This window comes from Paraliobacillus quinghaiensis, assembly GCF_003426025.1.
In the GTDB taxonomy this organism is placed as follows: domain Bacteria; phylum Bacillota; class Bacilli; order Bacillales; family Amphibacillaceae; genus Paraliobacillus_A; species Paraliobacillus_A quinghaiensis.
The window spans coordinates 26244-40824 of record NZ_QJSH01000009.1 but is presented as its reverse complement, the minus strand read 5'-3'; the positions used below and the strand labels follow the sequence as shown (position 1 = coordinate 40824).

Genomic DNA, 14581 nt, shown 5'->3' with positions numbered 1-14581 from the left:
ATTTTATGCAAATCCAATATATAAAGGAGAAGATGCATAATGGCTCGCTATACAGGTCCTGTATGGAAAAAGTCTCGTCGTCTCGGAATTTCATTAACTGGTACAGGGAAAGAATTAGATAAACGCCCTTACCCACCAGGTCAACATGGTGCAAATCAACGTAGAAAGCTTTCAGAATATGGTTTACAACTACAAGAGAAGCAAAAACTTCGCTTCATGTATGGTGTTAACGAACGCCAATTCCGTAACTTATTCGACAAAGCTGGTCACATGAAAGGTATTCATGGTGAAACTTTCATGATTCTATTAGAATCTCGTTTGGATAACATTGTTTACCGTTTAGGTCTTGCACGTACTCGTGCACAAGCACGTCAATTAGTTAACCACGGACACATTACTGTAGACGGAAGTCGTGTTGATATTCCTTCTTACAGTGTAGCTCCTGGACAAGTAATTGGTCTACGTGAGAAGTCACAAAAGCTAAACATTGTTGCTGAAGCGATTGAAGCTAACGCATTCGTACCAGAATACGTTTCATTCGATGCAGACAAATTAGAAGGTACGTACACTCGCTTACCTGAGCGTTCTGAACTACCTGCTGAGATTAACGAAGCACTTATCGTTGAGTTCTACTCACGTTAATCTATATTTACAAAATCCCCCTGATACATTGTTTTATACAATGTATCAGGGGGATTTTATTTTTGATTAAATTGCAAGAAAAGTACTATCCTTTTGTTTTTATTTTTATTTTTACTTTTTCTCTGCTTTCAAACTTAAAACCAAAGGTATTTTACCATCTAGTTCAGGATAATAACTCATACCATGTTCATCCACTGCACTTCCACTCATTCCTGGAGCACATCTATCATACTCTTTAATATACGACACATACAGGTTTCCACTTAAAAGACCGTTGATAATTGTGCTTAATTGGTGCCCCCAAAAGTAGTTTTCTGCTTCTTTAGCTTCGGAGGCATATCCTCCAATAAATCCATCTATGTCAGCTGTCAAATCGAAATAAGGGTATGTAGGGATCAAATCACCTTGAGATAAAGCATCCTCATCAAAGATCATCATAAAAGGATGCCCATCATGTAAATAAAAGAAACCTTCCTCTTTAAGAAAATGTGCTACAACTTTACCCCACTTATTTAAATCTGGTAACCAACCCAAAACTCCATCAGTTGTCATTACTATATCATATTCTCCTTCATGAACTTCCATCAGCTTGAGAACATCAGATTCAACAAAATTTACATTATTCACCTCAAAATCTTTCGCTAATTTTTTTGCATAGCAAATGTTCTCAGGAACTAAATCCACACCTGTAACGATAGCTCCCTTTTGGGCCAAAAGAATAGTATCAGCCCCAGTATTACATTGTAGATGAAGAATTTTCTTACCAGCGATATCACCTAGCTCTTCCTCAACTATAGGGTTTAATTTGTAGTCCTCTTTCACTAACCTCATTTTAAAGTGCTCGTAATGTTGTTGAGCAATTTTACCCCATGCAATCTTATTTGTTTCTATTTTATTTTTATTTTCTTCTAAATTCATATATTTTTCCTCTCCCTCTTCTAAAATAGACCTATTATATTATTTCAACAAAATACTAAAATTTCCTGTAAATTCAACAAGACACTTATGAGAAACCAGGCATTATTCTTTTTGGGACTAATATGTCGTGCTTAGAGGTTAAACAATTCTTTTTGGGTGGATTTAGGATCGATTGTGAGAGCTGCATATGATTATTCATTACTTTGATTATGGCAAACAAAAAGGCTCTTATCTAAGATAAGAGCGCCTTTTGACTTAGCTTCTATTAAACTCCCTGATAAATATTTTCATCAGAAATCACTGTTTTTTGTTTATCTTCTTTTAATAGTTTTCGGTTTAACTTAAATAAGGTTACAATTGTTTTTATTTGCACATAGATGAATGGAAGGAGCATAGCAAAATAAATAGGAGAAAATTGGGTAACGATACCGTTTTTTACAAATCCCCAATGTATAAAGAACATCCCTAAAACCATAAAGGCTACTCCAGGGCAAATAAGTGCAAAGCTTCCAGGACTTTTGTGTGGACCTTGAACGTAATCTTTAAAGTAATTAATGTTCTTCAATACAGAATAGCCGATGAATCCAAACATGATTTGCAAGGATACTAAAACAACTAGTACTAAAAACACTGGTAAAGCTGACGGACTTTGCACATGAAGCAAGTTATGACTCACCCCCATGTATAGACGTACAAATGTAATACCTAAGAGGGTGAGAATAGGGATAGAGATCCAGACACTCGGACTACCAACCTTATCAATTCCTTGTTTGAAAATCGATTTAAAACCTAGCACCATCTTGATTCCCATTAACAATAGAGCAAGACTTGCAAAGAATAAAGACATAACTAACCCAATCACAAAAGTTGCTAATGTATGACTCATCGCTGCTGGCGCTGCAAATCCTACTGAAATCATAGAGAAGGCGAATACGGTGAGCATATGGCTCAAGTTGTTGTTGTTGACGAAATCTAGATCTCCATGAATCATGAATCGAGTAAAATAATCCTTAAAGATCATAAGTGCATATACCCCAACTCCCATAAAACCTAGTAAAGCAACTGGAAACAAGTACTCCACCACACTCCATAAATTAGGAACAAAAACAGCTCCCACTATAAACAACACATTTATCGTCATCCCAAGCGTTAATGGAATAGCCATAAGTGAAACTTCTGCGTTTGAATTACGCAAATATTTGTACGCAGACGTACGCTTATAGAGACGGTATTCTTGCATATTCCAAATTAATAGCTGGATATGCTTGATACCAAAATAAATAATTCCCAATAGGGCAATAACAACTGTAATCGATAGTAAAATATTATTCCCGCTTATTGCTGCTGAAACGTGCTCAAAATTTGCCATTGGTCTGCCTGTGTGTTTTACCATAAACATTAAATACATAAAGAATGAAACCGCTAATCCGCCACTACCTAATGCTGCTAGAAAATACAATGGGCTATACTTTTCTTTCAGTTGCTTTGGCATTTCTCTACCCCATCCTTTTGGTTGATTTATTTTACAGTGTTCATTATATATACCCCCGCAGGTAATTTCAACTGACTACTTCGTATATTTGATATTCCATTTGTAAATTTGAACGTTTTTGGACAATTGTTTTTATCCGTCATAATTTTTTATTAGTATTTTTTTAAAGATAATATAACGGACACCCTTTCTCAATTAATCGCGTTGGGATCGTTTTTATAGTGAAAGCTTTTGGATCTAATTGTTCATTTACTTCATCCCAATATAATGGTGTAGCAACCGTGGCTTCTTTTGTAGCTCTAGGTGAATAGGCTGCAACAATTGTTTTCCCAGGTGCATGTTGTACATAATCTATATATAAGCGTTTCCCACGATTCTTTTTAAGACGTTCAATCGTAAATGAATCTGGATATTTTTCAACTAATATTTTAGCAACTGCCTCCATAAATTCTCTCGTCCGATCAAAAGTCATGCTCTCCTGTTCAAGTGGAATATGAATTTGAAGACCAGTTTTTCCTGATGTTTTCACAAACGGGATAAACCCTTGGTGTTCAACCATCTCTTTAATTAAATGAGCTGCTTTCACTGCAAGGTGAAATTCTTCTAAAGTTGGTGGATCTAAATCAAAAACAATCTCATCAGGATAAGTTGAGTTTATTGAATGAAAAGGGATGTGAAACTCTAATGAACCATGATTTCCAAACCAGAGCAAACTTCTTAAATCATTACATAGAATATCCGCATTACCATCTACGCCTTCGACAGTTTGGATAAATTTTGGTGCATAGTCTGGCAGATGTTTTTGATAGAACGAGTGCTTTTCTATCCCGTCAGGATAACGAATCATTGTTAGACGTTTATTTTTTAATTTGGGGATAAGTAGAGGAGCGACCTGACGTAAATACAAAACATAATCTTGTTTGCTTACTTCCGGAAAAAGTGATTTTTTAGGCTTAGATATCTCAATTTCTTCTGGCAATTGAGCCAAACCTAACCGAACTTGTTCAATCATACACTCTTCAGGATCTAAATCGAAGCGAAATTGATGAAAGAAAGCCTCTCGTATCTCTTCATTTTCTGCATCTAAACAATTGATATCTATAGCAACACTTGGTGATACGGACCATGAAAATCCATTTACTTTTTTTCCGTTCTCTTGGATAAATGTTTGCAACGTTTCTTTTTCTTGATCTTGGAAACCATTTTTCACTTTCCCTAATGGAACCAGCTGATCATTATTTCTGCTGACAATATCAAAGTAATCATTATTTGTATTCCAACCTGCTATTAATCCTTGTATCACACGATAATTTTTAATTTTCAACCATTTATCTGATCGTTTACCAATACTGTAGTTAGCATTTTTTTGTTTTGCAATAATTCCTTCACTTTGGTGGAGTGTTACAACATTTTGCACTTCTTTTATCGTTTTAAAGGAGTCTATAAGGTGGAGACGTTGCTCGTACCTATTAAAAGCTTCATTTTGTAAAACCTGAAAAAGATTTTCCAGTTTGTTTCGCCGATACTGGAAAGTCTTTTCTACCAATGACTCTCCTCTTACATTAACAAGGTCAAAACATATAATTGAAGCGGGGCGTAGTTGACTTATACGGTTTATTTTATCCTTAGATTTAAGGCGCCCACGTTGTTGAACAAGTGAAAATATAGATTGAAATGCTGTACGCAATACAACAATTTCCCCATCAATAAATAAAGGGAGCTGCTCAACTATTCGCTCTTGATGAACTTGACACCATTTAACAATCTCAGGAAAAGATGCTGTTAAATCATTCCCATTACGACTCCATATTTTTATATCATTCTGTTTCCATTCTAATCCACAACGAAAACCATCATATTTCACTTCATACATCCAGTTTTTTTGATTTGGCGCACTTTCCGTTAAAGTCGCAAGCATCGGTTTCCACATAAGTATATCTCCCCTTTCCATATTATTCTTTCTAATAATTGAATTATTATTAACATAGGAGAAAAACTAATTATAAAAAGAGGTGATAACATGCATACAATGTGGAAAGGAACAATAAGTTTTGGACTTGTTAATATCCCAGTTAAGCTGCATTCAGCAACAGAGAATAAAGATGTGAAGCTACGTAATTTGCATAAGGAATGTCAATCTCCAGTTCAATATGAAAAAATTTGTCCTGTATGTGAGAAAGAAATTAGCAATGATGATATTGTTAAAGGGTTTGAATATACAAAAAATAAATTTGTGATTTTAGAAGATGAAGATCTAAAATCTATAAAGGATGACAAAGACGATAAATCTGTTGAAATTTTAGATTTTGTTAAGTTGGCAGAAATAGACCCAATTTATTTTGACCGAAGCTATTATTTATCACCAAATGATGGTGGTGGAAAGGCTTATGCTCTATTACGCGAAGCATTGAAGGATACGGAGAAAATTGGCTTAGCAAAAATTACAATACGATCAAAAGAGCAATTAGCTGTTGTGAGAATATATAACAATACAATAGTAATGGAAACAATACACTACCCAGATGAAGTGCGTGATTTTCAAGAGGTTCCAAATGTACCCGAAGATACTAATGTTGTTAAAAAGGAATTAGAAACAGCCAAATTATTAATTGATCAATTAACAACAGCATTTGAGCCCGAAAAATATACAGATGAATATCGAACAGATTTACTTGATCTGATTGAGAAGAAAAAAGATGGCGATAAGATTTCTACAGCCAAAGAACCAAAACGTAAAGACAACGTAACTGATCTACAAGAAGCGTTAGAAAGATCACTAAATAAAACTAAAAAAGCTAAAAAAAAGACAGCCGCGAAAAGAAAAACAGCTACAACCAAGAAAACATCAACTGGATAAAAATAAAAAGGATTCTCATGCATAAACCGCATAAGAATCCTTTTATTATTTTAAAGCAATCATGTAGTTTTTCTTAAATTAAATCTTGGAAAATTTGATATAAATGCTTATCCACAACATTCTCAGAATCAAAAATATCATCAAATGAATGATACGTGATTTCGTTTTTCTCCATACCTAATGCAACACCCGTAATTTCATTTTCAATAAGTTCAATTACTTTGTGTCCCATTCGACTTGTGAATATACGATCAAAAGCAGTTGGTATGCCGCCTCTTTGGATGTGTCCTAACACAGTTGGCCTTGTATCTAAATCAGAATGTTTCTCTATTAATGAAGCAACATCCTCAGCTGTTCCAGCACCTTCTGCCACCATAACAATACTATGTGTCTTCCCTCTTTGAAAACCTTTAGCAAGCTGATCAGATATTTCTTTTATATCCCATTCAAATTCAGGAATTAAAACAGCATCTACTCCACTTGAAATTCCAGCTTGTAATGCTATGTCACCACAGCTTCTACCCATAACTTCAATAACACTTACACGTTCATGACTGCTCATTGTGTCTCTTAAGTTACTAATTGCATTTGTGACTACATTTAAAGTTGTATCAAATCCAATAGTATAATCAGTCAAAGGGATATCATTGTCAATCGTTCCTGGTAATCCATACGTCTTAATACCACGGTTAAAAAGTGCTTGTGCGCCACGATAGCTTCCGTCTCCTCCGATAACAACAAGGTGTTCAATTCCGTGCTCATGTAAATTATTAATTGCTTTATTTTGTCCAGCTTCTGTTTTAAATTCATCAGAGCGAGCAGATTGTAGAAAGGTGCCTCCGCGGTATAGAATATCACTAACATCACTTGTGCCTAATGTAATAAAATCATTTTCCATTAGGCCTTTAAAACCTCTTCTAACACCGATCATTTCAAACCCATGCGCAATGCCTGTCCGCACTATTGCACGTATAGCACTATTCATTCCTTGTGAATCCCCACCAGATGTCAAAACCGCTATTTTTTCCATCGATTATTCAAATCCCTTCTGATAATTTTCATTTAAGTTGCTAAAGTTTATAATAGTACTTTCTCCATTTTGTTTAACTTTCATCATCATTATTATAACATGTACAGTTTAATTCTTTTATTTCCCTAATTAAAGTTAAAAAAACACTATTCCTGCACTGAAATAGTGTTTTTTTATTAAAGTTATTTAAATCGGATCAAGAAATATTTCTTTTTACCTCGACGTATAATTGTGAAAGTATCATCAATACGATCATCTTGAACTAATTGATAATTTAATTCCTGTTGGCGATCGCCATTAATATATATCGCTCCATTTTGAATATCTTCTCTTGCTTGGCGTTTGGATGGAGATATTTTAGCTTCTACCAATAGTTCAATTAGTGACTTATCTTCTTTAGCTATTTCCACTGTTGGTACATCTTTGAATCCTTGCTCAATCTCTGTACCATTTAACACCTTAATATCTCCACTAAACAATGCTTGAGAAATCTTTTGTGCTTGTGCTAACGCATCTTCTCCATGTACTAATAGCGTCATTTCTTCAGCCAATCGTATATGTGGTACACGTTTTTCTGGAGCTGTTACTAATTCTTTTTCCAAATCAGCAATCTCATCTAACTCCAAGAAAGTAAAGTATTTCAAAAACTTGATAACATCACGGTCATCTGTATTAATCCAAAACTGGTAAAATTCATATGGTGAAGTTTTTGCTGGATCTAACCATACAGCCCCACCAGCTGTCTTCCCAAATTTTGTTCCATCAGCTTTTGTAATTAGCGGTACAGTTAATCCAAATACTTTTGCTGTCTCATCATTTCTAGTGCGGCGTATTAGTTCCATCCCTGCTGTAATGTTACCCCACTGATCACTTCCACCAATTTGTAAGGTGCAATTTTCTTTCTCAAATAAATTCAAAAAGTCATAAGACTGAAGAATCATGTAGGTAAACTCAGTAAATGAAATACCATTTTCTAATCTTGATTGAACTGAATCTTTCGCTAGCATGTAATTAATACTAAAGTGCTTACCTGTATCTCGTAAAAATTCAATTAGTGTCATCTGACCTAGCCATTCTGCATTATTACGTGCTACTGCTCCATTTTCCTCTTTTTCAAAATCTAATATATTTGCTAATTGTAATTTGATTTGGTCACTAAAGTATTGCACCGTTTTTTCATCATTTAACTGTCGTTCTGTTGAACGGCCACTTGGATCGCCAATCATGCCTGTTCCACCACCGATTAAAGCAATTGGTCTATGGCCAGCTCGCTGAAATCTTCTTAACATTAGAGCTGGCACTAAATGCCCGATGTGTAAACTATCCGCAGTTGGATCGAAACCACAATATAGTGTAACGACCTTTTCTTCTAATTGTTTTCTTAAACCTTTATCGTCTGTTGTTTGTTGTATTAAACCTCGTTGTTCTAAATCTGTTAATATATCCACATTTCCCACTCCTTCATTGACTTAATTTATCCAAATAAAAAAAAGTATATCTCATCCCTAAGAAAGGGACGAGATATACTCGCGGTACCACCCTCGTTGCAACAAAAGTTGCCACTTGATTACATAACGATGCATGGTAGCACCGTCTTCCTTAAATAGTAAAGAAGAAGCTCTGGAACGTAATTCATAAAGGAAATTTGTACTGGCTTGCACCTACCGCCAGCTCTCTTCAACAGGGAATCCCTTACTACTTCAATCCTTCACAGCTTTAATTATTTTTTGATTGTGTTACATTAATATCACAATTTCATCACAAATGCAATAGAATCGATAAAAATTTAAAACTACTTAATTCATATTTCAACATTTATGCTATAATATAGATTGGAATTTAGGAGGTATTAACATGGATTATAAACAGTTTTTTCATAAATTGAATAAAAACATAATAAATTGGTGGAAAAAAGGCGGCTTTCTTCGTGCCACACGTATTAGCTATGACGTTGTATGGAATGTCATTCTCTTCTTCATCATTATTGGAGTAGTTGGCTTATTTTTTGCTGGTGGAGTTGGTGCTGGATATTTTGCTTCTCTGGTGAAAGATGAAACAGTTAGAGCTGAGGAAGATATGGAAGCAGATATTTACAACTATTCCGAAACATCGGAAATCTATTTTGCTGATAACGTTTATATGGGAGAAGTTAGTGCTGATTTGTATCGTGAAGAAATCACTCTAGATCAAGTCTCAGAAACACTTCAAAATGCTGTTATTGCTACAGAGGATGAATATTTCTGGACACATGAAGGCATTGTACCCAAGGCTATCATGCGTGCACTTTTTCAAGAAGTAACTAACTCATCCGTTAAATCTGGTGGTAGTACATTAACACAACAAATTATTAAGAATCAAATTTTAACGAATGAAGTTTCATTTGAACGTAAAGCAAAGGAAATGTTGTTAGCATTACGTGTTGAGCGCTTCTTAGATAAAAATGAAATATTAGAAGCATACTTAAACATAGTACCCTATGGCAGAAATGCAAACGGTCGAAATATTGCTGGAATCCAAACAGCAGCTAAAGGGATATTTAATGTAGATGCAAAAGATTTAAACATTGCACAAGCTGCTTATATTGCGGGAATTCCTCAAAGTCCTTTTTCTTATACACCATTTACAAATGGTGGACAAGTTAAAAGTGAAGAAGGTTTACAACCTGGCTTAAGTAGAATGAAAACTGTATTAAGAAGAATGCTTGACTCTGAACATATCAATGAAGAGGAGTATAACGAAGCACTACAATATGATATTGTTGCAAACTTAGCAGAACCTTCACCGACCAGTTTTTCACAATATCCTTGGTTAACAAATGATATTAAGAAACGAGCTACTGAAATATTAGTTAAACAGTTAGCTGTTGAAGATGGTTACACGGAAAATGATCTTGTTGACAACGAGAATTTAAAAGATCAATACGAAATTTTAGCTTCTCGAGCTTTAAGCCAAAATGGTTATAAGATTCATACTACAATAAATAAGGAAATATATGATGCACATCAAAAATTGGCTGTAGAATATAGTAACTATGGTAGAGACAAAACGGCAAGAAATGAGAAAACTCTCGAAATAATTATGACTGAAAATGAAGAGACCGGTGAAGAAGAACCCTTAGTTCAGCCAGTACAAGTTGGCAGTATTCTAATTCACAATAAAACAGGAAAAATCATCAGTTTTGTTGGTGGTCGTGATTTTGATATTGCTGAGATAAATCATGCAACAGATGTACGTCGAGCAATAGGGAGTACTGTAAAACCAACATTAGTTTATGCTCCCGCAATGGAATTAGGTGTAGTACAACCAGGTTCTATAATTGCTGATACTGACACTGAATTTTACGTGCCAGGATCCAACGACTATTGGAACCCAGGAAACTATTCAAACAGAAACTACGGATTAGTATCCGTTCGTAAATCACTATACAGTTCTTATAACGTTCCAGCTGCAAAAACATATGTTGAAATACTTGACACAGATCCTGTTGAGAATTATTTTTCAAAAATGGGATTCAGTAATATTCAAGATAACCAACATGAAATTCCTTCTATGTCTTTAGGAGTATTTGAAGCAACTGTTGAAGAAAATACAAATTCCTATGCTACTTTTGGCAATGGCGGGAAATTTACTGATGCATATATGATTGAAAAAATTGAAACAATTGATGGTGATACAGCTTATCAACATGAAAGTGAATCTGTTGAAGTATTCAGTCCACAAACAAATTATCTGACATTAGATATCATGCGTGGCATATTAACTCAAGGCACCGCGACATCTGCACGAGCTAACTTACGTAATCCAGGTGTTGATTGGGCAGGTAAAACAGGTACTGGTAATGACTATACAGATACGTGGTTTATTGCAACAAATCCTAATGTAACAATGGGAAGTTGGATGGGCTATGACTATAGACAAAAACTTGATAGAGGATACAGTGGTCGCAATCAAGTTTTTTGGGCACAATTAGTTAATGTCGCAACTGAAATTGACCCAGACTTAATGGCACCAAGTAATAGATTTGAGCGTCCAGGAGGTATTGTATCTCGCTCTTACTGTCAAGTATCTGGTAAGATACCTTCAGAAATTTGTAGTGACTTAGGGTTAGTTGGGTCTGATCTATTCAATGCCAAATTTGTTCCTGAAGATGAAGACAATAGTCTAATCAGAGGACGAAATGTTCTATTAGATGGAGAGGCAATTATTGCTGGTGAGAATACACCTGAAGAATTTATTCAAGAGGATGGTGTATCTTTCAATCCAGTATGGTTAGAGGAAAATGGTTATGATGAATTAGATGATATTGCAGAGCTTTTCCCTAATAACAATGAACCCTGGTCTAATATCGCGATTCCAAGCCTTGATGAGATTAATAATGATGGAAAAGTACCAAATACACCAACATCTATATCCAAATCAGGAAATGCATTAACTTGGAATACATCAACAAGTAAAGATGTTGTTGGCTATCGAATTTATCGAGCAAATGACCCAGACAGCTCTTTCAATTTAATAGGTAATACAATTGAAACTGATTTTAATATCGGTAATAGCAAAGCAGTTTATTATGTGACAGCTGTTGACTATTTTGGAGAAGAATCTGAACCTTCTAGTACGCTTGAAGTTGGTGACTTCAGTGAGCCAGAGAAAAAACCAGAAGAAGATTCTAGTGAAGAATCGGATGAAGATTCTAATGATGGTTCTAATGATGATTCTGACGATAGTTCTGGTGATAGTTCTGATGAAGAACCTAATGACGAACCTAATCAAAATGATGAAGAAACAGTAGAAAATGACAACTCAGATAGTGATGGGAATTCAACTCCTAATGATGAACCTTCTGAAAATGAAAATTAATCAAAAAATACAAAAAGAGAAATCATGGTAAAAACCGTGATTTCTCTTTTTTTAAAATCTAAAAAGTTATTAGTTCTATTCAAAATCTTCATCTAATTCTAAAATAACAACTTCAACACGTCTATTCTTACTCCAGTTTTCTGGGGAATCATTTTCAACAATTGGCTTTGTATCACCATAACCAACTGCAATAAACCTACTTTCTTCTAACTCTCTGGAATTAATAATTTCTCGAATTACACTACTAGCTCGCGCACCTGATAATTCCCAGTTTGAAGGAAATTGTTGCGTTGAAATAGGTCGATTATCTGTATGACCTTCTACTCTTACATTATTAGGAATATTTGAAAGCAATAAGCCCACTTTATCCAAAAAAGGAATCCCTGAAGATATAATATCTGCTTGAGCAGAATTGAATAGCACTCTCTCCTGTAAAATTAAAACTACACCCTTATCAGTACGATTGGCTGTAATGGTATTTTGCAAATTATTTTCTTCTAGGAAAGTTTCAACCTCTGCTAACAGTTGGTCTAAATCGTCTTGATTATCATCCATCACATCACTATTAGTTTGCTCATTTGTATCTTCAATATCAGTCTCTGCATCTGATAAGTTATTTTTAAACTCGTCTGATCCTTCATTTTCAAGGCGATGTTCTGAATTTTCAGTAGGATTGTCCATTTCTAATGGAGAAGGAAAACTATCAAAAATCATCCGGTTTCGAAACGACTCAGCAACTGCTTGGAACTTGACTAAATCGATTTGCGACATAGAAAATAGCAAAATAAAAAAAACAAGAATAAGGGTCATCATGTCAGCATAAGTTACCATCCATTTGGGGGCACCTTTATCTAACTTTTTTTTACGACGCTCCATTTGCTGCACCCTCCACAGCATTGGCTGTAATTTCTTCTTGTTTTTGTTTCATATCTTCAGATAAAAAGGCGCTTAGTTTTTCTTTTAGAATCCTAGGATTCTGTCCAGATTGGACCCCAATTACACCTTCAATAACAATTTGTTTCATAAAGATTTCTTCTTCTGTTTTCATTTCTAATTTACCTGCCATCGGAATGAATACTAAATTAGACATGACTGTACCATAAAACGTTGTTAGCAATGCAACTGCCATGTTGGGACCAAGTGTAGCTGGGTCAGTTAAATTATTAAGCATCAATACTAAACCAATTAATGTTCCAATCATTCCCCAAGCAGGTGCATATTCTCCTGCCTTCTCTATAATTGTACGACCTTTTTGATGTCTATCTTCCATTGCAGTAATCTCAGCATTCATAATATCATTGATCACTTCTGGCTCAATACCATCTACGGCAAGTAAAACACCCTTTTGGATAAAAGGATCTTCAACATTTTCTAGTTCATTTTCTAGAGCCAGCAAACCTTCACGCCTAGCTCTCTCAGACAATCGTTCAAACAGTTTAATCAAATCAGCTAAATCATGTTCATTCCGATTAAAAGCCTCTTTTATTACACGTCCTGTTAATTTCATTTGATCCATATTAAAATTAATTAGTAGCGCTGCCGATAATCCACCTAGAACAATTACCACAGAAGAAATCTGAATAAAAGAAACAAAACCACCGGAACCACCACTTGAAACTATACCTAAGATGATCATCATAAAACCTAAAGTTATGCCAATCGGAGTTAAAATATCTCTCTTTTTCATATGCACTCTCCCTAACTAACGTACAAACTTGGATGAATTAGTATCATGCCAAGGATTTGCATTTTGATATTTTATATATCGGCATTATTTAGATTTTGTTGAGTTTCTTTCTATAATTTGATGTGGTAAAATCACATTCAATTCTTCTACTTCTTCTTTATTCATATATTTGGTTAATAACCGCATGGCAACAGCTCCAATATCGTACATTGGTTGTACAATGGTAGATAAAGTTGGGCGAACCATTGTCGCAAGGCGCGTATTATCGAATCCAAATACTTCAATATCTTCTGGAACTCGCAAGCCTTTATCTTGTATTCCATGAATAACACCTAATGCCATTTCATCAGACGCAACAAATATAGCAGTCGGCTTATTATCCATCTCAATGAATTGTTCTGCTGCTTCTATCCCAGAATCATAGGTGTAGTCGCCTTTTATAACAAGGGATGAATCTACTTGTTCTTTTGTATCGACTATTGCTCTTTCGTAGCCTTTATACTTTAATTCATTAATTGGCGTTTCTTCAACTGCTGATACAAACGCAGGGTGATCGTGTCCATTTTCCATTAAAAACTTCGTTGCTTCATATGCCGCTTTTTCATAATCAATGTTAACTGATGGAACTGTTTCTGTGGGATCAACCGTAGCTGCCAATGCTACAGGTACAGGTGCTGTTTTAAACTGCTCAACATGTTCTTCTGTAATTTTTCCACCCATAAAGACAATACCATCTACTTGCTTTTCAAGCATTGTGTTAATTAACTGAATTTCTTTATCAACATTTTGATCCGAATTACTCAAGATAATATTATACTTATACATATTTGCAATATCATCAATTCCTCGTGCTAATTCAGAAAAGAAAATGCTTGAAATATCTGGGATGATAACTCCAACAGTTGTTGTTTTCTTACTTGCTAATCCTCGCGCAACAGCATTTGGACGATAACCTAACTCTTTAATTGTATTTTGAACTTTTTTTCTTGTTGCTGGTTTCACATTCGGGTTTCCATTTACTACACGTGATACTGTTGCCATGGAAACATTTGCTTCTCTTGCTACATCATATATTGTTATATTCATCTCATAACCTCC

The 14581-nt window shown here is 34.9% G+C and carries 11 protein-coding genes and 1 other annotated feature; of the genes, 3 read left to right on the top strand and 8 right to left on the bottom strand.

What is annotated here, in order from left to right; all coding sequences use genetic code 11:
- Positions 1 to 39 precede the first annotated feature (39 nt).
- On the top strand, positions 40 to 642 hold the full coding sequence (rpsD, locus tag D2K40_RS07760) for a 30S ribosomal protein S4 (RefSeq protein ID WP_117154677.1): 603 nt from the start codon (positions 40 to 42) through the stop codon (positions 640 to 642).
- A gap of 111 nt (positions 643 to 753) precedes the next feature.
- Here rpsD and D2K40_RS07755 read toward each other — a convergent pair whose 3' ends face one another.
- The 3 genes from D2K40_RS07755 to ligD all read right to left on the bottom strand — a co-directional run bounded on the left by D2K40_RS07755 (position 754) and on the right by ligD (position 4982).
- A complete protein-coding gene (locus D2K40_RS07755; protein ID WP_117154675.1) occupies positions 754 to 1560 on the bottom strand; it encodes a class I SAM-dependent methyltransferase in 807 nt (268 codons plus the stop codon).
- Positions 1561 to 1825: 265 nt separating this feature from the next.
- Positions 1826 to 3052: a TsoY family (seleno)protein gene (locus tag D2K40_RS07750; protein WP_117154673.1), complete on the bottom strand. Its 1227-nt coding sequence runs from the start codon at positions 3050 to 3052 to the stop codon at positions 1826 to 1828.
- A gap of 163 nt (positions 3053 to 3215) precedes the next feature.
- Positions 3216 to 4982 (bottom strand): DNA ligase D, encoded by a 1767-nt coding sequence (ligD, locus tag D2K40_RS07745; protein ID WP_162879169.1) that lies wholly within the window; start codon positions 4980 to 4982, stop codon positions 3216 to 3218.
- 90 nt (positions 4983 to 5072) lie between these two features.
- On the opposite strand from ligD, the gene ku reads away from it, so the two are divergent.
- On the top strand, positions 5073 to 5909 hold the full coding sequence (gene ku, locus D2K40_RS07740) for a non-homologous end joining protein Ku (RefSeq protein ID WP_117154669.1): 837 nt from the start codon (positions 5073 to 5075) through the stop codon (positions 5907 to 5909).
- 73 nt (positions 5910 to 5982) lie between these two features.
- Here ku and pfkA read toward each other — a convergent pair whose 3' ends face one another.
- The gene (gene pfkA, locus D2K40_RS07735; RefSeq protein WP_117154667.1) at positions 5983 to 6939 is read right to left on the bottom strand and encodes a 6-phosphofructokinase; all 957 of its coding nucleotides are present in this window, start codon (positions 6937 to 6939) and stop codon (positions 5983 to 5985) included.
- A 182-nt stretch (positions 6940 to 7121) separates the two neighbouring features.
- Positions 7122 to 8387: a tyrosine--tRNA ligase gene (tyrS, locus tag D2K40_RS07730; protein WP_117154665.1), complete on the bottom strand. Its 1266-nt coding sequence runs from the start codon at positions 8385 to 8387 to the stop codon at positions 7122 to 7124.
- Positions 8388 to 8448: 61 nt separating this feature from the next.
- Positions 8449 to 8660: a binding site (T-box leader), on the bottom strand.
- Positions 8661 to 8793: 133 nt separating this feature from the next.
- On the opposite strand from tyrS, the gene D2K40_RS07725 reads away from it, so the two are divergent.
- Positions 8794 to 11796, top strand: coding sequence for a transglycosylase domain-containing protein (locus D2K40_RS07725; protein WP_117154663.1), 3003 nt, complete (start codon positions 8794 to 8796; stop codon positions 11794 to 11796).
- Between the two features lie 75 nt (positions 11797 to 11871).
- Here D2K40_RS07725 and motS read toward each other — a convergent pair whose 3' ends face one another.
- The 3 genes from motS to ccpA all read right to left on the bottom strand — a co-directional run bounded on the left by motS (position 11872) and on the right by ccpA (position 14569).
- Positions 11872 to 12672 carry a flagellar motor protein MotS gene (motS, locus tag D2K40_RS07720; RefSeq protein WP_117154661.1) on the bottom strand — a complete coding sequence of 267 codons (801 nt, stop codon included), beginning with the start codon at positions 12670 to 12672 and terminating at the stop codon, positions 11872 to 11874.
- Positions 12659 to 13483 (bottom strand): flagellar motor protein MotP, encoded by an 825-nt coding sequence (motP, locus tag D2K40_RS07715; RefSeq protein WP_117154659.1) that lies wholly within the window; start codon positions 13481 to 13483, stop codon positions 12659 to 12661. Before motP ends, motS begins: the two co-directional genes overlap by 14 nt.
- 84 nt (positions 13484 to 13567) lie before the next feature.
- Positions 13568 to 14569: a catabolite control protein A gene (gene ccpA / locus D2K40_RS07710; protein ID WP_117154657.1), complete on the bottom strand. Its 1002-nt coding sequence runs from the start codon at positions 14567 to 14569 to the stop codon at positions 13568 to 13570.
- Positions 14570 to 14581 lie beyond the last annotated feature (12 nt).

Bases quoted from the DNA above. Each gene is read 5' to 3' on its own strand.
- rpsD (WP_117154677.1), top strand. From the start codon at position 40: ATGGCTCGCTATACAGGTCCTGTATGGAAAAAGTCTCGTCGTCTCGGA.
- D2K40_RS07755 (WP_117154675.1), bottom strand. From the start codon at position 1,560: ATGAATTTAGAAGAAAATAAAAATAAAATAGAAACAAATAAGATTGCA.
- D2K40_RS07750 (WP_117154673.1), bottom strand. From the start codon at position 3,052: ATGCCAAAGCAACTGAAAGAAAAGTATAGCCCATTGTATTTTCTAGCA.
- ligD (WP_162879169.1), bottom strand. From the start codon at position 4,982: ATGTGGAAACCGATGCTTGCGACTTTAACGGAAAGTGCGCCAAATCAA.
- ku (WP_117154669.1), top strand. From the start codon at position 5,073: ATGCATACAATGTGGAAAGGAACAATAAGTTTTGGACTTGTTAATATC.
- pfkA (WP_117154667.1), bottom strand. From the start codon at position 6,939: ATGGAAAAAATAGCGGTTTTGACATCTGGTGGGGATTCACAAGGAATG.
- D2K40_RS07725 (WP_117154663.1), top strand. From the start codon at position 8,794: ATGGATTATAAACAGTTTTTTCATAAATTGAATAAAAACATAATAAAT.
- motS (WP_117154661.1), bottom strand. From the start codon at position 12,672: ATGGAGCGTCGTAAAAAAAAGTTAGATAAAGGTGCCCCCAAATGGATG.
- motP (WP_117154659.1), bottom strand. From the start codon at position 13,483: ATGAAAAAGAGAGATATTTTAACTCCGATTGGCATAACTTTAGGTTTT.
- ccpA (WP_117154657.1), bottom strand. From the start codon at position 14,569: ATGAATATAACAATATATGATGTAGCAAGAGAAGCAAATGTTTCCATG.